Origin of the sequence: Amycolatopsis iheyensis (assembly GCF_024703995.1) — a bacterium.
Lineage (GTDB): Bacteria > Actinomycetota > Actinomycetes > Mycobacteriales > Pseudonocardiaceae > Amycolatopsis > Amycolatopsis iheyensis.
The window spans coordinates 396,428-416,895 of record NZ_JAMXQV010000003.1 but is presented as its reverse complement, the minus strand read 5'-3'; the positions used below and the strand labels follow the sequence as shown (position 1 = coordinate 416,895).

Sequence of the window (20,468 nt, the reverse complement as noted above, 5' to 3'; positions counted from 1 at the left end):
CATGTCCACGGTGGATGGTGTGCGGTACGCGACCGGCGGCGCGGTCGCCACGCTGACGTTCGACAAGCCGGACCGGAACAACGCGATGGACGTGCCGATGCAGGCCCGCTACGGCGCGCTGCTGCGGGAAGCCGACGCGGACCCGTCGGTGCGCGCGGTGGTCGTCACGGGGGCGGGCAAGGCGTTCTGCCCGGGCGCGGATCTGGGGCTGCTGGACGACATCGCGGCAACTCCCCCGGCCACGGGCGGCGGCCACGAGAACTTCCGCGACGTCCTGGCGGCGTCCTCGACGGGCGTCCCGGTGGTGGCGGCGATCAACGGCGGCTGCGCGGGCCTCGGGTTCGTGATCGCGTGCTCGGCGGACGTCCGCTTCGCCGCGGCGGGCGCGAAGTTCACGACCGCGTTCTCGCGCCGCGGCCTGATCGCGGAGTACGGCGTCGCGAAACTGCTGCCCACTTTGGTGGGTGGGGGCCGGGCACGGGATCTGCTGCTTTCCGGGCGGACTTTCACCGCGGAGCAGGCGTTCGACTACGGCCTGGTCCAGGAGGTGGTTCCGGCGGAGGAGCTGGGGTTGCGAGCCCACGCGTACGCGACGGAGTTGGCAACTTACAGCGCACCGCGGTCGATGGCGGTGATGAAGGCGCAGTTCGCGCGGGAGGCGCTGCTGCCGCTGGACGAAGCCGCCCGCGAGGCGACGGCGTTGATGGTCGAGTCGTTCGGCCGTCCCGAACTGGCCGAGGGACTGGCCAGCTGGAACGAACGCCGCGAACCGAAGTTCCCGCCCCACCCGGCTTCCTGACCACCCTTCAAGCGCCCCAATGTGGCCTTCGGTGCGTCTGACGCACCGAAGGCCACATTGGTTGCGTCAGACGCAACCAAGGCCACATTGGGGCGCTTGGGACCGGGTCAGCCGTGGGTCCACTTCTGGGCCGCGCTCTGGTTGCAGTCGTAGATCTGCAGCTGCGTCCCGTCGGTCGTCGTGCTGCCCGGGTCGTCCAGGCAACGGCCCGACTGGGGGTTGACCAGCGAGCCGGCCGTGCCCGGCTGCCACTTCTGGGCACCCGAGGAATTGCACTGCCACAGCTGCACCTTCGTGCCGTTCGCCGTGCCGCTGTTGCTCACGTCCAGACACCCGCCCTGGGCCTGGAAGCTGCCGTCCGGTGCCGCGAACCACTTCTGGGCGCCCGTCGCATTGCACGTGTACAGCTGGACGTGCGTGCCGTTGGCCGTTCCGCTCGTCGCCACGTCCGCGCACTTGCCCGCGACACCCGAAGACAACGCCCCCAGGTGTGGCATCGTCCCGTCGTAGGACGGCGGCGGGTTCGACGCCGCCCAGGACGTGTTCGCCGCCGTGCCCAGCGTGAAGCCCAGCGTTCCGCCCGACACCAGCGCCGAGGTGGGCACGTAAGCGTTGTTCCACGCCGAGCCGTTCCACGACGCGCTCTGGACGTACGGCGCGTTGTCCGCCGCCGCCGGGGCGTTCACCGTCAGCGTCGCGCCGCTCGGCAACGTCACCACCGCCTGCGTGAACAGCGGGCTGCCCAGCGCCAGGTCCGCCGTGCCCGGCGTCATCGGGTAGAAACCCAGCGCCGAGAACACGTACCACGCGCTCATCGCGCCCAGGTCGTCGTTGCCGGCCAGCCCGCCCGGCGCGTCCGTCCAGATCTGGTCCTGGACCTGCCGGACGACCTTCTGCGTCTGGTACGGCTGCCCGACGTAGTCGTACTCCCACGGCAGCTCCAGGCTCGGCTCGTTCCCGAGGTCGGCCTGCGATCCGCCGCTGCCGTGGAACCCGGCCAGCACGCTGTCGAGGTAGCTGATCAGCGACGCGTTGCCGCCGCGCGCGGCCGCCAGGCCCGCCACGTTGAACGGCACCATGCCGGTGTACTGCCACGACGTGCCTTCGACGAAGTTCGACCCGCTCGCCGGGTTGAAGCCGCCCGTCCAGCCACCACCGGCGTCGCGAGGCTGCATGAACCCGCTGGCACTGTTGAAGGTGTTCTTCCAGTTCTGCGCGCGCCCGGCGTAGAACGCCTGGTTCGCGGTGTCCCCCAGCGCGCCGGCGAACGCCGAGAGCGCGAAGTCGGCGGTGTCGTACTCGAGCTGCGTCGAGACCGGGCCGTAGAAGTTGCAGCACTGGTAGGTGCCGTTGGCCGGCAGGTAACCCGGCGCGTTGGTCGCGTTGAGGCCCGGCCGGACGTTGTTGAGCGTGCTCGCTTCCTTCAGCATCGCTTGCAGTGCCGCGGAAGTGTCGAAGTTCCGCGCGCCGAAGGCGTAGTAGCTCGCGAGGATCGCTGTGCCCGGGTCACCGACCATGACGTAGGTTTCGCCGTTGTTCTGCGACCACTTCGGCAGCGTGCCACCCTGCGCGTAGTCCGCGATCATCGACTGCGCGATGTCGCTGGTCTGCGCCGGCGCGACCAACGCGGAAAGCTGCGCCTGCGTGCGGTAGATGTCCCAGCCGGAGAAGTTGGCGTAGTGCGCCGAGTGTCCACTCGCGACGGTGTGCACCTGGTTGTCGAACCCGATGTACTGGCCGTTGCGGTCGGAGAAGACGTTGGGGTGCAACAGCGAGTGGTACAGCGCGGTGTAGAAGACGCGCTGCTGCGCCGCGGTGCCGCCGGCGACCTGGAGCCGGCCGAGCAGGGAGTTCCAGCTGTCGTGCGCGGCCTGCTTGGTCGCCGCGAAGTCGAACGCCGGGATGTCCGCCGCCCGGTTCGCTACCGCGTTCGCCGTCGACACGTAGGAAATGCCCACCTTGGCCTGCACCGTGCGGTTGGTGGTCGTGTCGAACCGGACGTACGCGCTGCCCGGGCCCGCGTCCGGCGCGGCCTTGGCGGTCGCGGTGCCGTGCAGCTTGCCCGGCGACGCCTTCGGGGTCACCGCGGCGGCCGCCGCCGTGCCGCTCGAGCTGAACGGCCGGTCGAACACGACGTCGAAGTAGAGCGTGTAGGTGAACCCCGCGCCGCAGAAGTGCCCCGAGGTGACCGAGCCGGAGACCTCGGTCGGGCTGACGACGGTCCAGGCCTGGTTCGACGTGCCGTTCTGGCTGCCGTTGAGCTTGAACTGCAGGTTCGCCTGCGTTGTCGAGGGGAACGTGAACCGGCCGATCCCCGACCGCAGCGCGGTGGTCAGCTCGGTGTTCACGCCGTTGGCGAGGTTCACCGAGTAGGCGCCGGGACTCGCGGATTCGTTGCTGTGGCTGAAGGAGACGCTCGCGCCGGTGTTCACGCCGCCGACCGTCGGCAGGATCGGGACGTCACCGTCGGCGCCGCAACCGGGCCCGGACAGGTGCGTCAGGCTAAAACCGGTGATGGACGAGTCCTTGTACTCGTACCCGCCGCCGTCGGGCCGGCTGGGGGTGTCGGGGCTCCACTGGAGCATGCCGAACGGGACGTCCGCGCCGGGGAAGTCGTCGGCGGCGTTGGACGTGCCGATGAACGGGTTCACGAGCGACGCCGGATCGGTGACGAGCGGCGCCGCGGACGCGGGGACGGGGATCAGCCCGGTCAATGCCAGGGCGGTGACGGCGGAAAGCCGCACGAGGGTACGCAAGACCATGTCACTTGTCCTTCGCCGTTGAGCACAAGTTCAGCCGGTTGCGAATCGGAACGGTCCTCGCGCGCTGACACCGTTGTCAACGGTCCGTGGTGATCCTGTCGCGTTCCGGACACGGCCGGGTGAAGCCGATGACTTTTCCCGGCCGCCGACGTCAGTACTGAAGTCCGCGAACCGGTTCAAAGGAGACAACCATGGCGAAACTGCTTTACGGCTTCAGCTGCTCGATCGACGGTTTCATCGCCGGCCCGGGCGGGGACATGTCCTGGCTGACCCCGTACCTCGGCCCGAACCCGCTGGTCGACGAGCTGATCCCGGAGATCGGCGCGCTGCTCGTCGGCCGCCGGACCTACGGCGGCGACGACCCGCACCGCGGCACCGAAGGCGAGGGGAAGGCGTTCGGCGGCGGCTGGGAGGGCCCGCAGTTCGTGCTGACCCACCGGCCCGCGGCTCCCGCACCGGGCGTCACGTTCGTCGACAACCTTGTCGGCGCGGCCACGGCGGCCAAAGAAGCAGCCGGCCCGAAGTACGTCAACGTGCTCGGCGCCGACGTCGCGCGGCAGTGTCTCGAGGCCGGTCTGCTCGACGAAATCCTGGCGCTGCCCGTCCCGGTCCTGCTCGGCGACGGCGTGCGGATGTTCGACCGGCCCGGCGGAAAACCCATCGGGCTGGAACTCGTCAGGCCGAACTGGTACCGGGTGGTCTAGGGCCGCAGCCCGAACGAGGGGCGGCCCAGCAGTTTTGGCAGCACGGCGTAGGCGTCCGGCACCCAGTCGCACAGCCGCGCCCGGGTCTCGCGCGGGTCGATGACGTCTTCCACCGAGAACCGCTCCGCCGTGCGGAACGGCGACCGGACCGCGTCCAGGCGGGCGCGGATCTCCTCGATCCGCGCCTCCCGGTCGTCGGCGGCGTCGAGTTCCGCGCGGTACGCCGCTTCGATGCCGCCTTCCACCGGCAGGGAACCCCAGTCGCCCGAGGGCCACGCCCAGCGGCGGACCAGCCGGTGCCGGTTGACCTGGCCCGCGCCGCCGACGCCGAACACGCGCCGGACGATCACCTCGGCCATCGGCACCCGCGCCTGGTAGACCGCGGTCACCGCGCGGGCGCCGTGGCGGATCGCGCCCGCGCGTTCGGCGGCCGCGCCGATCACCATGCCCGCCTGGTCGGTCAGCGACACCAGCGGCAGGTGGAACGTCTCGCAGAGGTCGACGAACCGGGTCATGACGTCGGCGCCCTCGGGGGTCAGCGTCGCGCCGCGGTACGGGTCGGTGGCCAGCACGCCGACCGGGTGTCCGTTCAGTCGCGCCATTCCCGCGTAGGCCGAGCCACCCGACACCGCGTAGTCGAACACCGAACCTTCGTCGAAGACGCCGTCCAGCAGCGGCCGCAGCCGGTAGGGCTGACGCCGGTTGCGCGGCACCAGCGACAGCAGGGCCTCGTCGCGCCGGTCCACCGGGTCCACAGTGGAACCGACCGGCGGCACGGAGTCCACCGAGGACGGAAGGTAGGACAAGAACTGTTTCGCCACCGCGAAAGCCTCGGCCTCGGACGCCACGATCCGGTCGACCGCGCCACTGCGCCGGTGGACCCCGGCGCCGCCCAGCTCCTCCTTGGTGAGCTCCTCCCCCGTCGCGTGCTTGACCACCGGCGGTCCGGCGACGAACAGCTGCCCGGCGCCTTCGACGAGGATGTTCAGGTGCGACATCACCGCCCGCGCGGCGCCGAGCCCGGCGACCGGGCCCAGGCAGAGCGCGACCACCGGCACCGTCGAAAGGTTGTCCACCACGAGGTCCCAGCCGGGGTTGACCGGGACGTAGGTGAACCCGTGCTGCTCCAGCATCTTGACGCTGCCACCGCCGCCGGTGCCCTCGATCAGCCGCACCATCGGCAGGCCGAGCTCGTTCGCGAGCCGCTCGGCGTGGACCTGCTTCTCCATGATCGCGGCGTCGGCGGCGCCCCCGCGGACAGTGAAGTCGTCCCCGCCGATCGCGACGCGCCGGCCGTCGAGCCGCGCGGTGCCGATGACGAAGTTGGCCGGGGTGAACTCCGCGAGCGAACCGTCCACATAGGACGCCGTGCCGGCCAGCGCGCCGATCTCGTCGAAGCTGCCGGGGTCGGCGAGCGCGGCGATCCGCTCGCGGACCGTCGACCGCCCGGCCGCGTGCTGGCGGGCCACCTTTTCCGGCCCGCCCATCCGCTCGGCCAGCGCACGCCGCCGCGCGATCTCGTCGACCTCCGGCTGCCAGCTCATTCGGCTTCGAGCGCCGCTTCGACCTTGCGCTGCAGCTTGTTCATGCCGCCGAGCCACCGGTCGGTGTCGGTGGCCCGCGCCGCGTAGTAGCCCGCGACCTCGGGGTGCGGCAGCACCAGGAACCGCTTCTCCTCGATGGCCGCGAACAGCGCGTCCGCGACCTGCTCCGGCTCGATCGCCGAGGCCCCCATCAGCAGCTGACCCGCGGTGCCGGTGCTCTCCAGCATCGCGGTGCGGACACCCTGCGGGCAGATCGCCTGGACGGTGATGCCGCGGTGCTGGTAGGTCGCCGCCAGGTACTCGGCGAAGGCCAGCGCGCCGTGCTTGGTCACCGAGTACGGCGCCGAACCGAGGCTGGTCAGCAGACCGGCGGCGGAGACCGTCGCGATGAAGTGGCCCTGGCCACGTTCGAGCCACGCCGGGAGCAGCTGGTTCGCCGCGCGGACGTGGGCCATGACGTTGACGTCCCAGGTGCGCGCCCAGACCTCCTCGGGGCTTTCCGCGCCGCCGAAGGGCGCGATGCCCGCGTTGGCGCAGAAGACGTCGATCTCGCCGAGGGTGCCGCGGGCGCTGTCGATCAGCTTCGCGACGCCGTCGACACTCGCGACGTCGCCGACGAACGCCGTCCCGCCGACCTCGGCCGCGACTTCGGCGGCCTTGTCCCCGTCGAGGTCGGCCACGACGACCTGGGCGCCGCCGGCCGCGAACCGGCGGGCCAGCGCGGCGCCGATGCCCCCGCCGCCCCCGGTGACGACGACGCCGGTCACAGGCCACCGCCGAGGGTGACGCCACCGTCGAGGACCATGGTCTGGCCGGTGATCCAGCCGGCGTCGTCCGACAGCAGGAACGCGACGGCGCCCGCGATGTCGGCCGGCACGCCGAGGCGCTTCATCGGGTAGGCCGCGGACACCTCTTCTTCGCGGCCTTCGTACAGCGCGGTGGCGAACTTCGTCTTGACGACGGCGGGCGCGACGGCGTTGACGCGGATCTTCGGCCCCAGCTCGGCGCCGAGCTCGACGGTCAGCCGGATCAGCGCGGCCTTGCTGACGCCGTACATCCCGATGCCGGGCGACGCGCCGAGCCCGGCGACGGAGGCGACGTTGACGACGGCGCCGCCGTGCTCGCCCATCCACGCGTCGCGGGCGCGCTTGGTCCAGCCGAGCGGCGCGAGCACGTTGACGCCGAGGATCTTGGCCGCGGCGGCCGGGTCGATGTCCAGCGTCGGCCCGTAGACGGGGTTGATGCCGGTGTTGTTGACCAGGTAGTCGAGCCGGCCGAAGGTTTCGATCGTCTTGGCGATCGCCTCGTCCTGGTGGTCGGTGTCGTCGGCCTTGCCGGGCACGAACATGGCGACGTCCGGGCCGCCGAGCTCGTTCACCGCCTCTTCGAGCGCCTCGGGCTTGCGCGCGGTGATGCACACCTTGGCGCCGCGCTCGACGAGCGTCTTCGCGATCCCGAGGCCGATGCCCCGGCTCGCCCCGGTGACGATCGCGACGCGATCCTTGAACGAGTTCACGGCAGTGTGTCTCCTTCGCTGTGGTGCCCGGCACATACCAAGCGGTCGGTCAGGGGTCCATTATGCGCGATCCGGCCATCCTCTCAAGCCGACCCCGGTCACACCGGCCGTGCGGGCAGCGGCGGCGGGCGGCCACCCGGGCCACCCGCCGCCGGCGCGTCAGCGGGTCAGGAACTCCTCCGGCCGCAGCGCCCGGTTCACGATCCGGACGTCGCCGATCCAGCCGTGGAACACGTTGTCCAGCGCACCGCCGTACTCGTGGCCACCGAGCAGCCACGGGAGGCCGAGGGAAGCGATGCCGACCGAATCGGTGAACGGGTTGTCGGCCACCGGCGAGCTCTCGACGTAGAGCTTGGTGTGGTGCCCGTCGTTGACGACCGCGATGTGCCACCACTGGTCCTCGGCCAGGCCGTGGCTCCAGTTGGTGGTCGGGTAGGTCTGGCTGAGCGGGTAGTGGTTGAACTGCACCTCACGACCGTTGTTCGTGGTCATGAGCTGGGCCACCGGCTCCTTCGGGTCGGTGTTCTTGCCGTGCTTGCCCGCGTCGCCGGACGCGCCGCGCCGGACCAGGACCGGCATGTTGCCGTTGTTCCCGCCGTCCCAGTCGCGCGGGATCTTCACGAACGTCTCGATGGTGTAGCCGCGGTCGAACTTCTCGGTGTTCAGCGGCGCCCGCGTGCCCGTGGTCAAGTACGCGCCGTGCAGCGGGTTCCGGCCGCCCGCGAACCGGAGGCTGGCGTGGCCCGGCTGGTCGGGGTGGTGGTCGTCGGTCCAGGTCAGGGCGTCGGGGGCGGTGCCGGCGACGGACTGCAGCGTGAGGTCGTTGCCGCGACCGGAAAGGTCGCGCACCCGCTGGGTGGCCGTGACCGGGCTGCCGTTCGCCCCGACGTTGTCGAACCGCCAGTACGCGAGCGTGCCCGGGACCAGTACCTTGCCCGCCGGGCGCGCCGGGCGGGCCGGCACCGGGATGAAGCCGGCGAAGCGCTGCTCGAAGTCGAACGGGATCGAGAACCGGTCGACGGCGGTGGTGAGCCGCGACTCCAGGACCTCCATGCGGTTGCGCTTCGCGGGGTCCTTCTCGAGGATCCACGGCGAGATCGTCTCGACGTCGATGGTGTTGCGCTCGAGGTCGAAGTGGTAGAGGCGCAGCATGCCGCCGCCACTCATGTACCGGTTCTGGTAGTTGGTGATGTGCAGGTGCACGTCGTGGCCGGCGGTGTTCTGCTTCGTCACCCGGCCCGAGGGCCAGTAGTGGCCGTTGAGCGTGAGGAAGATCTGGTCGTTGTCCTTGATCAGCGTGTCCCACACGGTCTGGCCGTAGCCGCTGAACTCGGCGTTGCGCTCGGGGTCGCCGGACTCGTACGGGTAGACCTCGTCGCCGTAGGTCGGCGCGACGATCTCGTGGCAGGTGAGGATCACCGGCAGCTTCGGGTGCTTCTTGATGACGTCGTTCGCCCAGGCGAAGCCCGCGGCCGACGTGCGCCAGTCCATGGCCAGCAGCAGCCACTCCTGCCCGGCCGCGCGGAAGACGTGCGCGGTGTTGTAGCCACTGGTGTCGGCGCCGACGAACGACTTCTGCCGGCGGAACCGCTGCGGGCCCATCGTCTGCAGGTACGGCGTGCTGCCGCGCGTGTCGTCCCCGGAGACGTCGTGGTTGCCCGCGAGGACGCTGTAGGCGACGCCGGCCGAGTCGGCGATCTCGAACGTCTTGCCGACGGCCTGGAACGAGGTGACGTCGGCGTCCTGCGTCAAGTCGCCGAGGTGGGCCAGGAAGACGATGTTGGCGTCCGGCTTGCCGCTGTTGTCGATCACGTACCGCAGCGACGCTTCCTGCGGCTCCGGGTTGAGGCTGTTCTGGCTGCCCCAGTAGAGGTACTGGGTGTCGGGCATCACGGCGACGGTGAACTGGCGGCTCTCGCCGTCCGGGCGCCACCGGCCGCGGCCTCGGTTCGTGGGTTCCGCGGTGTCCGCTTCGGCCGGTGTGACGCCGAGCGCGCCCAGCGCCGTCGCGCCGACACCGGCCAGCCCCGCGTTGCGCAGGAAGGACCGTCGGTTGGGGCCCGCCTGGTTTTCGCGCATGATCTGCCTCATCAGGTTTCCGGGGAGAGTTCTCGAGCGCCCCGGACGCTATGCGCGCGTGCTTGAGCCCGTGCGAACACCAGATGTCGTGCGCACGGCGACAATTCTTGTCCGGTCCTAGTCCATGCCGCGCTTTCCCGGTGCCCAGAACGGCTTCACGACGACCGAGCGGCGCGGCCAGCCGCGGTCGGACACCAGGTGGCGGCGGGCGGCCTGGCACACGCGCGCCTCACCCGCGACGTAGGCGACGCCCGGCTCCGCCGGCAGGTCGAGCGCGGTGAGGGTGTCGAGCAGGTTGTCCGTCCAGGTGACCTCGCGGGGCATCGGCAGCCGGTCGGCCGCCTCGAGGACACAATGGACTGCCGCGTCGGCGGGCAGCGCGCGCAGCATCGCGCCGAACGCCACCGAAGCGGTCGCGTCCCCGGCGAACAGGTGGTACGGCGCGTCGTCCTGCGGCACGAGCCGGCCCTCGGGCTTGAGGAAGGAGACCCGCTGGCCCGGGCGGACCTCGCGGGCCCAGCGCGCGCCCGGCCCGGCGCCGGGGTGGTCGAGGACGCAGAGGTCGAGGTGGTCGTCGTACTCCCAGATCGAGTACGTGCGCAGGGTCAGCGTGCCGACGCGCACCCGGATGTGCTGGCCCGGCGTCCAGCGCAGGCCGGGCACGCCGGTGAGCCGGATCCGGCGCATCCGCGCGGTGACGTCCTCGACCGCGTCGACCGTGCCGGACAGGAAGAGTTTGCTCATGGCCCGCACTGTGCCGGTTAATGTGCACATGAAGTCAAGCGAGCTGACCATCGGGCAACTCGGCCGTCGGTTCGGGCTGGCGACGCACGTGCTGCGGCACTGGGAAAGCGTGGGTCTCCTCGCGCCGGCCAGGGACGCCGGCGGGCAGCGCCGCTACGGCGAGGACGACCTGTTCCGCATCGCGCTCATCCTGATGAGCAAGGAGGTCGGCGTCGGCCTGCGGGACGTCGCGGAGTTCCTGGCCTCGGGCGGGGACAAGACCGTGCTGCGCCGGCACCTGGGCGTGCTGGAGCGCCGGATCGAGGAGGCGCAGGCGGCGAAGGAGCTCATCGAGCACGCGCTGGAGTGCCCGCTCAAGCTCGAGGACTGCCCGCACGCCCCGGCGGAGATCACCGCTCGCATCCCGCCGCCGTGAGGCCGGGGCGCCACCGGTTCGGCGGCGCCCCGGCTCGGGCTACTTCGCCTTGTGACCGGCCGGCGCGTGCCCGTTGGCCGGGCTCGGCTTCGGCGGCGCGGGCTTGGCCACCGGCTTCGTGGCCTCGTGCTTGCCGGGCGCGGCCGGCGTCTCGGCCACCGGCTTCGCGGGCGGTTCGGTCTTGTCGCCGGGCTCGAGGTGGTCCTGCTCGACCAGCGGGTTCGACCGCCGGACCTGCACGACCGCGACGACCGCGGCGGCCACCACACCGGCCGCGAGCAGCCACGGCCAGCGCGACCGCCGGCCGCGTTCCCCACGCGCCACGCTCTTGGCTTCCTCCAGCGCGACGGCCAGATCCCGCTTCGCGGTCGCGACGGCCTTGCGCCGCTTGCGCGACGACTCCCCCGTCGAGCCCGCCACCACCGCGATGGCCAGCGCGGCCTTCCGGCCGGGATCGCGCATCTTGCCGGCCCGCGCCAGCACCTCGTCCCGCGCGGCGACGGAGTGCTTCAGCACGTCACGGCGCGAGGAGCGCGTGCTCTTGTCGAAGTCCTTCGTGGCCGAACGACCGACCTTCGCCAGTTCATCGGCGCTCTCGGAGAGCTTCCGGTCGGTGATCTCCACCGCCCGCGCGGCCGCGGCCGCCCCCACGCGCGCGGCTTCCGCGGCGAGATCCCGAACGCCGGCAGCCGCCGTCTTCACCGATCGTCCGACCGGAGCATCGCCCTGGGTCATGTGATCACCTCTCACTAGTCCGGCAGGCAGGGCCTGCTCAGCCTCACACCTGTGGGCTACCCACCAATCGGCCGGTCGGAACCTCCGACCACCCGTTGGAGTCGGTCACCCGGTTCGGCACGGTCCGCGGAGCCTCCGGCTGAACTCGCAACCGTCGCCGTCCCGCGGCGGCTCGGGTTGGACCGGGCCCCGGGCTGGGGCAGGCCGAGCCGGCCGGGCCGAGCCACCTCGGAGGCCGGGCCGGGCCGAGCCGGGTCGGGGGCCGGGCCGAGCCGGGTCGGGGGCCGGGCCGAACCGCCGCGAGGCCGAGCCGGGTTGGGGGCCAAACCGCCGCGAGGCAGGGCCGAGCCGTGCCGAGCCGGCGAAGTCGAACGTCGGCCGGCTCAGGCCCGCAAGTCGGGCAAGCTCGCACCCCGCTGCCGACGCCAGGCGTCACCCGACTCAGCGTGGTCAGTCGAACTGCTCAACTCAGCCCACTCGGCGTCGGTGTCGACGCGGTGCTGCCACGCCTCGCGGCCGAACTCGTACGCGTCGCTGCCCACCAGCAACCGCAGCGGCGGGTCGTCCAGCGCCGCGACCGTCAGCACGAGGTCCGCGACCTTGCGAGGGTCGCTGTTCGCGTGCTGCTCGAAGTCGGCCATCGCGCGGGCCGACGCGCCGACCGTCGCCTCGTACGGCTCGCTGACCGGCGGGTTCGCCATCGACGCGCCGCCCCAGTCGGTGCGCATGCCGCCCGGCTCGAGGACGGTCAGCTTGATCCCCAGCGGCGCCACCTCCGCGGCCAGCGCTTCGGTGAACCCACCGACCGCCCACTTCGCGGACTGGTAGGCCGTCATGCCGGGGCTGCCGACGCGGCCGCCCACCGACGAGATCTGGATGATCCGGCCGCCGCCCTGGCGGCGCAGCACCGGCACCACGGCCTTCGTCACGTAGACCGTGCCGAGGAAGTTCGTCTCGATCTGGCGGCGGAAGACGTCCAGCGTGGTGTCCTCGAGCGACACCCGGTCGCCCTGGCCCGCGTTGTTGACGACGACGTCCAGCCGGCCGAAGGCGGCGATCCCGGCGGTCACCGCGGCTTCGGCCGCCGCGGCGTCGGTGACGTCGAGCGCCTCGACGTGGATCCGGTCGCCGTAGCGGGCCGCGAGGTCGTCGAGGGCCCGCGGGTCGCGGGCGGTGGCGACGACCTGGTGCCCGGCGGCGAGCGCCTGCTCGACGATCCGGCGGCCGAGGCCGCGCGACGAGCCGGTCACGAAGAACACTGAACTCATGGGAAGCTCCTCATTTAACGCAACGTCCGTGCGTTAACTCGAACATAACTCCGCTGCCGAGTTAAGTCAAAGCGCTTGCGTTATCGTGGGCGGCGTGACTCAGCCACGGCAGCGCGCCCGCTCCGACCAGGACAAAGAGGTCCGCAAGACAGCCCTGTTGACGGCCGCCCGCGAGCTCGCGGGCGAGCGCGGCGTGCGCGAAGTCACGCTCACCGAGGTCACCACCCGCGTCGGCCTGCACCCCTCGGCGTTGCGCCGGTACTTCGAATCCCGCGAGGAGCTCCTGCTCGAGCTGGCCGAACAGGGCTGGGCCGGCTGGCGGACCCACCTGCTCGCCCTGATCGACGGCCGCCGCCTGAGCGCCGACGAGGTCGCCGACGTCGTCAGCCGCTCGCTCGACGAGCTGCCGTTGTTCTGCGACCTGCAGACGCACGTGGGCCTCAGCCTGGAAGGCGCGGTCCGTCTGGAGCGCGCCCGCCAGTACAAAACGGCGGCTTCCGAAGCGTTCGACGCGATGACGGCGGCACTGGTCGAGACCGGCGCCGGCCTGGACACCGAAGGAGCCCGGACGGTCCTGACGGCGGCGATGAGCTGCGCGGCCTACCTGTTCCAGCTTTCGCGACCGTCACCGACGCTGCGGCAGCTGTACGAGGAGGTGCCGCGGTGGGCGCACAGCGCGTTGCGCTTCCGGGAGCAGCTGACGACGTTGCTCACGGCAGTGGCCCGCGGCGCACGGGGTGACCGGTAGCGTCTTCCCGTGACGCGAAAAGCTTTCTGGTCCCTGGCAGCCGGGGTGACCGCCTTCGTGGTCGTCGTCCTCGCCGCGCTGCTCCTGGTGCCACCACTGCTGTACCCGCGGCTCACGGACGCCGAGCTGCGCGCGGTGTCCACCGCGGATGCCCGGATCCAGTTGCAGCAAGCGCAGTCGCAGCTGCAGAACAACGTCCGCGCCACGCTGCTGCAGGCCGTCGCCGGGCTGCTGGTCATCGCCGGCGCCGTGGCCACCTGGCGGCAGGTGCAGGTCAACCGGGAAGGCCAGGTCACCGAGCGGTTCACCCGCGCGATCGACCAGCTCGGCAGCGACAACATCGACGTGCGGATCGGCGGGATCTACGCGCTGGAGCGCGTCGCGAGGAACTCCGCGGCGGACCGGCCGCAGGTGCAGTACATCCTGGCCGCGTTCATCCGCCGCCACGCGCCGTGGCCCGGGGAGAGCGCGCCGGACGCCGGATCGCTGCCGTGGCTCTACGTCCGGGCGCCGGACGTCCAAGCCTGCGTGAACGTGCTCTGCCGCCGGACTCCGGCGCCGGACGCACTGCGGCTCTACCTCTCCCGCGTCGACCTCCGCAGCGCGAACCTCGACCACGGGAAGCTCCTCGACGCGCAGATCCGCCACGCCAACCTCGCCCGTTCCTGGCTGGTCGGCGCGAAGTTCGACAAGTCCGACCTGTGCCACACCGACTTCGGCGGGACGCGGGCGATCCAGGCCCGGTTCGTCGGGTCCGTGCTGCGCGGCGCGAACTTCGCGGACGCCGACGTCGCCGGCGCGGACTTCCGGCGGGCCGACCTGCGCGGCGCCGACCTGCGGGCCCGCAACCTCGACGAAGCCGATCTGACCGGGGCCCTCGTGGACGAGAAGACCGTCTGGCCCGAAGGGTTCGACCGCGAGGCCGTCCGACTGGCCGGCTGAGCCGTCAGAACAGCTCGATCGAACGGTCCTTTCCGGACATGTCCCACCGCAGCAGGTTGCGGGTGCTGCGGCTGGTGGCGAACTCGAGCAGCACCGCGGTCATCGAGCGGCGGGTGCTCCGCCAGACGTCGGGAAGGCTGCTGCTCTGGTACACCACGTGCCAGCCGTCCGGGTCCGCCGTCCGCGGTGACCAGAACAGCACTCCGCCGGCCGCGTCGTCGGCGAACGGGATCACCCCGCCCGGCTGCGGGAAGGCCGCCGGGATCTCCGGGTAGTACTCGCGGCCTTCGTTGACGTTCGCCAGGTGGCGGGTGAAGTCCTCGGTGAACCGCCGCAGGCCCGCGGTGTTCTGGATCGGGTTCCAGAGCCGGAGCGAGTCGCGGAAGAAGCACGACGGGAACCGGGCCATGAAAGCCTGGTAGTCGGCGGGAAACGGCGTCTTCAGCCGCTTCTCGACGTGGTCCCAGTCGTACTTCGGCGCGACCGCCCCGGTCCAGCCCACGGCTTCGGCGATGCGGTCCACGACGGTGTTCGGTTCGTCCCCCATGGCGGAATCCTGGCAGGGGGCGGCCCCGCGGGACAAGGACTCAGCCCGCGCGGTGGATGACGATGTCGTCGAGCCGGGTGCGGGCGTGGATCCTGACCTGCTCGCCGCCGGTCTGCTGCGGCAGGGTGTTGCGCACGGCGCCCTTGGTGCTGTCCGCGTCCACCGACGCGGTGCTGCCTTCGCTGACGCCGATCTCGATGCCGCCGGCGGCGTTCACCAGCTCCGCTTCACCGCGCGACAGCACGCCGATGCGGATCGGGCAGTGGCCCGCCTTGGCCACGACGTCGCCGTCGGCGCGGTCGACGTCGAAGCTGCCGCCGGCGCCGGTGAGGCTGACGTCGGAGTGCGCGTGGCCGATCCAGAGCGCCCCGGAAGAGCCCTCGTACGTGAAGACGCCCTCGGCCTCGCCGACGCGGACCGCGGCCGCGCCGCCGTCGATGTCGGCGGCGCCGGTGACCCGGCCGACCGCCACCCCGCCGGCCGCGAGGCGGCCACGCAGGGCGGCGACCTGCTCGAGCTGCACCTGGCCCGAAGCCACGGCCAGCGCGCAGTCGCCGAGCGGGCCCGCGGCGCGCACGTCCGTCCACGCCGTGTTCAGCGCGAGCTTCGAGCCGGCCGGCACCTCGATCGTGATGGCGACCGAGCCGTTCTTGGCCCCGGACTTGGTCGTCTCGACCGACAGCTGCCCGTCGGCGAACTCGACCCGGGTCTGCTCGGCGACCTTGACGTCGGACTTGCTGCCGGCGTCGATCGGCTCGACCCGGACGACGGTGTCGGCCCGCTCGCTCGCCGCGACGTGGATCCGGGCGCCGGCGGTGGTGAGGGTGGCGGTGATCGGGGCGGGGGTGGTGAAGACGGTCATCGTGTCGCTCCTGGGGTGCGGGTTCGTCCTGATGGGAACCACGATCACGGAGCGGCCTGACACACCCCTGACACCGCACGGCCACCGCCGCGGCAGGCGGAGTCAGCGCGCGGGCCGCCGAGTCCACATGAGACCGACCGCCACCACACCGGCCACGCACGGAGCCAGCCCGGCCCAGCCCAGCACGGCCGGGAAACCGGTGTCGCCCGAGGTGTCCCGGACGAGCAGCACGGTCAGCGCGACCCCGGCGCCGAGCACGAGCAGCACGGACGCGGCCGGCGGCGCCCACCGCTTGCCCGCCCGCACCACGCCGATCGTCGCGAGCCAGCCGAGGACACCGAGCGCGCCGACGACCGCCAGCAGAACCAGTGACGTGCTCACGGCCTGGTCGACCTGCGCGCCGGTGTAGGCCGGGTAGCCGGCCCGGATGTGCCCGGCCAGCAGGTCGCGGTCGGCGAAGGGGTAGACCGCCGCCGCGACGGTCAGGACGAGCCCGGTCCCCAGCGCCGCCTGGACGCGCCCGCTCATCCCTGTCCCATCGCGAGCCGGGTGAACGCCGCGAGCGCGTGGTCGATGGGGTGCGGCTGCGGGCGGCCGGCGTCGTCGAGCTCGTTCCAGCGCTGCCGGTTCACCGCGAGGGCCAGCTGCCGCCGGTCTTCGGCGTGGGTCATGGCGAGCGCGCCGCCGCCCCAGACCGTGCCGCCGTGGCCCCAGAAACCCGGCCCGCCGGGGGTTTCCGCCGGGTGCAGGCCGAGGCCGTAGTCGATGATCCGGCCTTCCTGGGAGACGACCTTGACGGTGTTCCGCATCTGCGCCAGCGACTCCTGGCTGACGATCTCGCCGTCGAGCAGCAGGCGGTAGAAGCGGTTGAGGTCGGCGACGGTCGAGATCAGCGCGGCGGCCGGCCCCACCCACGACATGTCGAAGACGCTGTAGTCGCGCGGCGGGTCGAGCAACCCGAACCACGATTCGTAGAGCCGCGAATGCGGGCCCTCGACCTCGGTGCCGGTCGGGAACCCGGTGTCCCGCAGGCCGGCGCGCTCGATGACGTCGCGGGTGATGCAGTCCTCGGCCGTCGTGCCGGTGACGTGGGCCAGGAGCTCGCCCAGGAGCAGGTAGTTGGTGTTGGAGTAGAACCCCGGTGAGCCGCCCGGGTTGCCGGTCCTCGGCGCGTCGACACCCAGCCGGATCAGCTCGAGGGCGTCGAACCGGGTGAACCGGTGGTCGTCGAAGCTCTGGGGCGTGGTGTTCGCCAGGTCCGGGAACGCCTTGAGCGAGGGGTAGGCGTACGGGAGGTACTCGGCGAGGCCGCTGGTGTGGTTGATCAGCATCCGGACGGTGATCGTGTCGCCCGGGACGAGCTTCGGCAGGTAGCGCGCGACCGGGGTGTCGAGCCCGAGCCGGCCGGCCTCGACCTGCCGCAGGACGGCGGCGGCGGTGAAGGTCTTGGTGATGCTGCCGACGCGGTGGCGCAGTTCGGCGGTGACGGGCGCTCGGGTGTCGAGGTCGGCGACGCCGGCCGCGCCGCGCCAGACGTCGTCACCGTCGCGCACTTCGGCGAACACGCCCGGGACACCGGCTTCGTGGATTCTTTCGAGGGCGGCGGACAGCGCCGCGGAGTCGAGGATCTGCATGTCCGCATTATGCACGCACCGCGTGCAACAGCAAGTGCATAGGTTATGCTGGTGTCGACGAAAGGGGTGCGATGACCGGCCGCAGGCGATGGACGACCGAGGAGATCCTGGAGACGGCGGCGGAGCTGCTGCGCACGAGCGACGCCGAGTCGTTCAGCGTGCGCAAGCTCGCCGCGGCGCTCGGGACGGACTCTTCGAGCCTCTACCGGCACTTCCGCACCAAGACGGAACTGGTGCGCGCGGTCGCCGACCGGATCCTGCTGAGCGCGATGGAGGGCTACCACCCCGAGGGCGACTGGAAGCAGCGGCTGACGGGGTTGGCGCTGCGGCTGCGGGAGGCGTTCGGGCAGCAGCCCCAGATCGCGGCGATCTGGGGCCGCTACGCCTCGGGTGGCGCGGGATCCCGGCTGGTCATGGAGGAAGTGCTGCAGGCCCTGCGCGCGGCCGGCGTGCCGGACGACCAGGTCCCGGCGCTGTACCACCGGCTGGCGATCCTCATCGCGGCGCTCATCGCCTCGGAGGCGGGGGTCAGCACGGTCACGCCGGAGGAGCACGAACAGGGGCTGGAGCTGTTCCGGGTCGCGGTGCTCGGGGCGGATCCCGAGAAGTTCCCGGCGCTGGCGCACTACGGACGGGAGATCAAGCCGCTCGGAGCGGATCGGGGCGCGGCGTTCGAAGAGCTGCTTGCGGCGCAGCTGGCCCGGATCGAAGCCGCGATCCCCTGACCAGACCAGGCCCGTGGCTGGGTTGTCGTGAGTGTTCAGGGCGGGTCTAACCGCCCTGAACACTCACGACCACTGCGGCAGGGGGGGGGCGGGGCACCCCCCCACCCCCCCGGCCCGGGGGGTGGTTTGGGGTGGTGGGGGGGGGCCCCCCCCCCCCCCCCCACCCCCCACGACCGCTGCGGCAGGGGTGGGACGGGACCGTCAGCTGCCGAGCGTCACCCGCAACCCTGGCTGAAGCCGGTCGCCGTGGGCGCGGACGAGGTCGTCGCACAGCTCGAAGATCCGCTCCACCGGCAACGCCGCCGCCGTCGCCGGGTCGATCATCGCCGCGTGGCGGAGGTGCCGCGGGTCGTCCTCCAGCGCCGCGCGCACCACCAGGTCGTTGACACTCAGGTAGGTCCGGTTCACCGCCGCCAGCTGCGGCGGCAACGCGCCGATCCGGGTCGGCCGGACGCCGGTCCCGTCGACCAGGCACGGCACCTCGACCGTCCCACCCGACGGCAGGTTCTCGATCAGCCCCCGGTTCACGACGTTCCCGTACACCGTCCGCGGCGTGCCGGTGACCAGGCTGTGCACGATCTGCGGCGCGTACTCCTCCGTCCCCTCCACCGGCAGCGGCCCATCGGCCGCGACCGCCAGGCGAGTGCGTTCGTACTCGGCCTCGTTCTCCGCGACGATTTCCAGGTACGCGCCGATCGGCAGCCGCAGCCGTTCGACCTCGGAAGGATGCCCGAGGTACCACGGCACGTACTCGGCCGAGTGCTCACTGGTCTCCGTCGGGTAGTACCCGAGCCGCCGGAACATGTCGAAGCGGACGCGGCGCCGCAGCTGCTCGTCGGACGCCGCCAGCTCCCGCAGCCGCGGGTACAGATCCGTGCCACCGTGCTCCAACCGCAGCACCCACGCCTGGTGGTTGACGCCGGCCGCGACGTACGTGACCTCCTCGAACGGCACCCCGACCAGCGCCGCGAGCCCGTGCACCGTCCAATACACCGAATGGCACAGCCCGACGACCCGGGTCAGCCCGGTGGCCTCGCTCAGGTACTGGACGTTCATCGCCATCGGGTTCGTGTAGTTCAGCAGCCACGCCTCCGGGCACACCTCGGCGATGTCGCGGCCCAGCTCCGCCAGGAACGGGAACGTCCGCAGCGCGCGGAAGATCCCCCCGATGCCGAGGGTGTCACCGATGGTCTGCCGCACGCCGTACCGCGCCGGGACCTCGAAGTCGGTGCGGGTGGCCGCCCCCATTCCGATTTGGACGATGTTCACGACGAAGTCCGCGCCCGTCAACGCTTCCCGCCGGTCGAGGGAGGCGGTGAACACCGGCTTCACACCCCGGACCGCGGCGATCCGCCGGGCTGCGCCCAGTGCCGTCGCCAGCCGTTCCGGGTCGATGTCGTGCAGGGAGATGTGCACGCCGTCCAGCTCGGGGTAGGCGAACAGGTCGGCCAGCAGGCCCTGGGTGAACACGACGCTGCCCGCGCCGACGAAGGTGATCTTGGGGCTCATGTGCGGTCCGATCCGGTGCGTTCGAGGTGGACGAGGACGTCGTCCCACGTGGCCTGGCCGGCCGTGCCGCCGGCGGCGCGGACGGAACAGCCGCCGCAGACGACGCCGCAGCGCAGCGCCGTCGCGAGCGGCAGCCCGGCCAGGACGCCGGCGAGGAACCCGGCGTTGAAGCTGTCCCCCGCGCCGACGGTGTCGACGGCGGCTGCCGGGACGCCGGGCGCGAAGGAGAATTCGCCGTCGCGGCAGGCAAAGGCACCGTCGGCGCCGTCCTTGACCACGACGGTCGGACCGAGCGAAGCCAGCGCCGCGGCGGCCTCCCGCGCGCCGGGCGCACCCGCCAGCCGCATGGCCTCCGCGGCGTTGGGGAGCAGGAAGTCCGTCTCCCGCAGCAGGTCACCGACGTCCCACCGGCCGGCCGGGTCGTCGTTGGTGTCGACGGACGTGCTCGCCCCGTGCGCCCGTGCGGTGCGCAGCAGCGCGGGCAGGTCGGCGGCGAGGTTCGGCAGCAGGAAGTACGACGACGCGTGGACGTGCCGCGCCTCGGCGAGCAGCGAAGGCGGGACGTCGGCCGCGGTGGTCGTCGTGAGGGTGCCGGGCGCGGTGACGATGGCACGGTCGCCGTCGCGGGTCAGCACCGTGGTCAGCGGCGTCGGCCGGTCCGGGTCGGTGCGCAACGCCGTCGTGTCGACGCCGCGTTCCCCGAGGGCGGCGCGGACGAACCGGCCGCCTTCGTCGTCGCCGACGCGGCCGGCCATCGCCACCTTCAGCCCGAGCCGGGCGGCGCCGGCGGCGGTGATCGCGCCGGAGCCGCCGAGGGTGAGGGTGCCGGTCGCGGCGAGCTGTTCACGCTGGCCGAACGCGAGGTCCGTCCGCAGTGGACCGACGATGACGTCCGGGTTGGCGTCGCCGACCACCAGCAGGTCGAAGCGGTGCAT

20 protein-coding genes are annotated in these 20,468 nt (G+C 72.0%); 6 read left to right on the top strand and 14 right to left on the bottom strand.

Translation table 11 applies throughout. The annotated features are described in order from the left end of the window. Position 1 precedes the first annotated feature (1 nt). On the top strand, positions 2–799 hold the full coding sequence (locus M8542_RS09190) for an enoyl-CoA hydratase-related protein (protein ID WP_257919605.1): 798 nt from the start codon (positions 2–4) through the stop codon (positions 797–799). A 107-nt stretch (positions 800–906) separates the two neighbouring features. Here the strand turns inward: M8542_RS09190 and M8542_RS09185 are convergent, their stop codons facing one another. Next, positions 907–3,561, bottom strand: coding sequence for a lectin (locus M8542_RS09185; protein WP_257919604.1), 2,655 nt, complete (start codon positions 3,559–3,561; stop codon positions 907–909). A 191-nt stretch (positions 3,562–3,752) separates the two neighbouring features. Here M8542_RS09185 and M8542_RS09180 point away from each other — a divergent pair, with 191 nt between their 5' ends. After that, positions 3,753–4,265, top strand: coding sequence for a dihydrofolate reductase family protein (locus M8542_RS09180; protein WP_257919603.1), 513 nt, complete (start codon positions 3,753–3,755; stop codon positions 4,263–4,265). Here M8542_RS09180 and M8542_RS09175 read toward each other — a convergent pair. The 5 genes from M8542_RS09175 to M8542_RS09155 form a co-directional block, all read right to left on the bottom strand. Next, entirely contained in the window at positions 4,262–5,809 is a 1,548-nt protein-coding gene (locus M8542_RS09175; protein ID WP_257919602.1) for an acyl-CoA carboxylase subunit beta, read from the bottom strand. The two genes, M8542_RS09180 and M8542_RS09175, sit on opposite strands and share 4 nt — an antisense overlap. After that, positions 5,806–6,576 carry an SDR family oxidoreductase gene (locus M8542_RS09170; RefSeq protein ID WP_257919601.1) on the bottom strand — a complete coding sequence of 257 codons (771 nt, stop codon included), beginning with the start codon at positions 6,574–6,576 and terminating at the stop codon, positions 5,806–5,808. Before M8542_RS09170 ends, M8542_RS09175 begins: the two co-directional genes overlap by 4 nt. Further along, complete coding sequence (locus M8542_RS09165) at positions 6,573–7,325, bottom strand: SDR family oxidoreductase (protein WP_257919600.1); 753 nt, start codon at positions 7,323–7,325, stop codon at positions 6,573–6,575. The genes M8542_RS09170 and M8542_RS09165 overlap by 4 nt, the downstream gene beginning before the upstream one ends. Before the next feature lie 159 nt (positions 7,326–7,484). Then, positions 7,485–9,404, bottom strand: a complete 1,920-nt coding sequence (locus M8542_RS09160; RefSeq protein WP_257919599.1) for a LamG-like jellyroll fold domain-containing protein — start codon at positions 9,402–9,404, stop codon at positions 7,485–7,487. A 117-nt stretch (positions 9,405–9,521) separates the two neighbouring features. Beyond that, positions 9,522–10,148: a siderophore-interacting protein gene (locus M8542_RS09155; RefSeq protein WP_257919598.1), complete on the bottom strand. Its 627-nt coding sequence runs from the start codon at positions 10,146–10,148 to the stop codon at positions 9,522–9,524. A 28-nt stretch (positions 10,149–10,176) separates the two neighbouring features. Here M8542_RS09155 and M8542_RS09150 point away from each other — a divergent pair, with 28 nt between their 5' ends. Further along, on the top strand, positions 10,177–10,563 hold the full coding sequence (locus tag M8542_RS09150) for a MerR family transcriptional regulator (RefSeq protein ID WP_257919597.1): 387 nt from the start codon (positions 10,177–10,179) through the stop codon (positions 10,561–10,563). A gap of 39 nt (positions 10,564–10,602) precedes the next feature. On the opposite strand, the gene M8542_RS09145 is transcribed toward M8542_RS09150, so the two are convergent. Together M8542_RS09145 and M8542_RS09140 are read right to left on the bottom strand one after the other, a co-directional pair. Next, positions 10,603–11,298 (bottom strand): hypothetical protein, encoded by a 696-nt coding sequence (locus tag M8542_RS09145; RefSeq protein WP_257919596.1) that lies wholly within the window; start codon positions 11,296–11,298, stop codon positions 10,603–10,605. Positions 11,299–11,681: 383 nt separating this feature from the next. Beyond that, positions 11,682–12,566: an SDR family NAD(P)-dependent oxidoreductase gene (locus M8542_RS09140; protein WP_257919595.1), complete on the bottom strand. Its 885-nt coding sequence runs from the start codon at positions 12,564–12,566 to the stop codon at positions 11,682–11,684. Positions 12,567–12,660: 94 nt separating this feature from the next. Between M8542_RS09140 and M8542_RS09135 the strand changes: the two genes are divergently transcribed. Then, the gene (locus M8542_RS09135) at positions 12,661–13,314 is read left to right on the top strand and encodes a TetR/AcrR family transcriptional regulator (protein ID WP_257919594.1); all 654 of its coding nucleotides are present in this window, start codon (positions 12,661–12,663) and stop codon (positions 13,312–13,314) included. Positions 13,315–13,323: 9 nt separating this feature from the next. Beyond that, complete coding sequence (locus M8542_RS49895; protein WP_308210247.1) at positions 13,324–14,256, top strand: pentapeptide repeat-containing protein; 933 nt, start codon at positions 13,324–13,326, stop codon at positions 14,254–14,256. Positions 14,257–14,260: 4 nt separating this feature from the next. Here M8542_RS49895 and M8542_RS09120 read toward each other — a convergent pair whose 3' ends face one another. From M8542_RS09120 to M8542_RS09105, 4 genes are all read right to left on the bottom strand, one after another. Further along, complete coding sequence (locus M8542_RS09120) at positions 14,261–14,803, bottom strand: SMI1/KNR4 family protein (RefSeq protein ID WP_257919593.1); 543 nt, start codon at positions 14,801–14,803, stop codon at positions 14,261–14,263. Positions 14,804–14,843: 40 nt separating this feature from the next. Further along, on the bottom strand, positions 14,844–15,665 hold the full coding sequence (locus M8542_RS09115) for a DUF4097 family beta strand repeat-containing protein (protein ID WP_257919592.1): 822 nt from the start codon (positions 15,663–15,665) through the stop codon (positions 14,844–14,846). Positions 15,666–15,767: 102 nt separating this feature from the next. After that, positions 15,768–16,193, bottom strand: coding sequence for a hypothetical protein (locus M8542_RS09110; RefSeq protein ID WP_257919591.1), 426 nt, complete (start codon positions 16,191–16,193; stop codon positions 15,768–15,770). After that, positions 16,190–17,299, bottom strand: coding sequence for a serine hydrolase domain-containing protein (locus M8542_RS09105; RefSeq protein WP_257919590.1), 1,110 nt, complete (start codon positions 17,297–17,299; stop codon positions 16,190–16,192). The genes M8542_RS09110 and M8542_RS09105 overlap by 4 nt, the downstream gene beginning before the upstream one ends. Before the next feature lie 71 nt (positions 17,300–17,370). Here M8542_RS09105 and M8542_RS09100 point away from each other — a divergent pair, with 71 nt between their 5' ends. Continuing rightward, entirely contained in the window at positions 17,371–18,024 is a 654-nt protein-coding gene (locus M8542_RS09100; RefSeq protein ID WP_257919589.1) for a TetR/AcrR family transcriptional regulator, read from the top strand. A 201-nt stretch (positions 18,025–18,225) separates the two neighbouring features. On the opposite strand, the gene M8542_RS09095 is transcribed toward M8542_RS09100, so the two are convergent. Beyond that, a complete protein-coding gene (locus M8542_RS09095; RefSeq protein WP_257919588.1) occupies positions 18,226–19,533 on the bottom strand; it encodes an alpha-glucosidase/alpha-galactosidase in 1,308 nt (435 codons plus the stop codon). After that, positions 19,530–20,468, bottom strand: coding sequence for a carbohydrate kinase family protein (locus tag M8542_RS09090; protein ID WP_257919587.1), 939 nt, complete (start codon positions 20,466–20,468; stop codon positions 19,530–19,532). The genes M8542_RS09095 and M8542_RS09090 overlap by 4 nt, the downstream gene beginning before the upstream one ends.

Bases quoted from the DNA above. Each gene is read 5' to 3' on its own strand.
- M8542_RS09190 (WP_257919605.1), top strand. From the start codon at position 2: ATGTCCACGGTGGATGGTGTGCGGTACGCGACCGGCGGCGCGGTCGCC.
- M8542_RS09185 (WP_257919604.1), bottom strand. From the start codon at position 3,561: ATGGTCTTGCGTACCCTCGTGCGGCTTTCCGCCGTCACCGCCCTGGCA.
- M8542_RS09180 (WP_257919603.1), top strand. From the start codon at position 3,753: ATGGCGAAACTGCTTTACGGCTTCAGCTGCTCGATCGACGGTTTCATC.
- M8542_RS09175 (WP_257919602.1), bottom strand. From the start codon at position 5,809: ATGAGCTGGCAGCCGGAGGTCGACGAGATCGCGCGGCGGCGTGCGCTG.
- M8542_RS09160 (WP_257919599.1), bottom strand. From the start codon at position 9,404: ATGCGCGAAAACCAGGCGGGCCCCAACCGACGGTCCTTCCTGCGCAAC.
- M8542_RS09155 (WP_257919598.1), bottom strand. From the start codon at position 10,148: ATGAGCAAACTCTTCCTGTCCGGCACGGTCGACGCGGTCGAGGACGTC.
- M8542_RS09150 (WP_257919597.1), top strand. From the start codon at position 10,177: ATGAAGTCAAGCGAGCTGACCATCGGGCAACTCGGCCGTCGGTTCGGG.
- M8542_RS09145 (WP_257919596.1), bottom strand. From the start codon at position 11,298: ATGACCCAGGGCGATGCTCCGGTCGGACGATCGGTGAAGACGGCGGCT.
- M8542_RS09140 (WP_257919595.1), bottom strand. From the start codon at position 12,566: ATGAGTTCAGTGTTCTTCGTGACCGGCTCGTCGCGCGGCCTCGGCCGC.
- M8542_RS09120 (WP_257919593.1), bottom strand. From the start codon at position 14,803: ATGGGGGACGAACCGAACACCGTCGTGGACCGCATCGCCGAAGCCGTG.
- M8542_RS09115 (WP_257919592.1), bottom strand. From the start codon at position 15,665: ATGACCGTCTTCACCACCCCCGCCCCGATCACCGCCACCCTCACCACC.
- M8542_RS09110 (WP_257919591.1), bottom strand. From the start codon at position 16,193: ATGAGCGGGCGCGTCCAGGCGGCGCTGGGGACCGGGCTCGTCCTGACC.
- M8542_RS09105 (WP_257919590.1), bottom strand. From the start codon at position 17,299: ATGCAGATCCTCGACTCCGCGGCGCTGTCCGCCGCCCTCGAAAGAATC.
- M8542_RS09100 (WP_257919589.1), top strand. From the start codon at position 17,371: ATGACCGGCCGCAGGCGATGGACGACCGAGGAGATCCTGGAGACGGCG.
- M8542_RS09095 (WP_257919588.1), bottom strand. From the start codon at position 19,533: ATGAGCCCCAAGATCACCTTCGTCGGCGCGGGCAGCGTCGTGTTCACC.
- M8542_RS09090 (WP_257919587.1), bottom strand. From the start codon at position 20,468: ATGCACCGCTTCGACCTGCTGGTGGTCGGCGACGCCAACCCGGACGTC.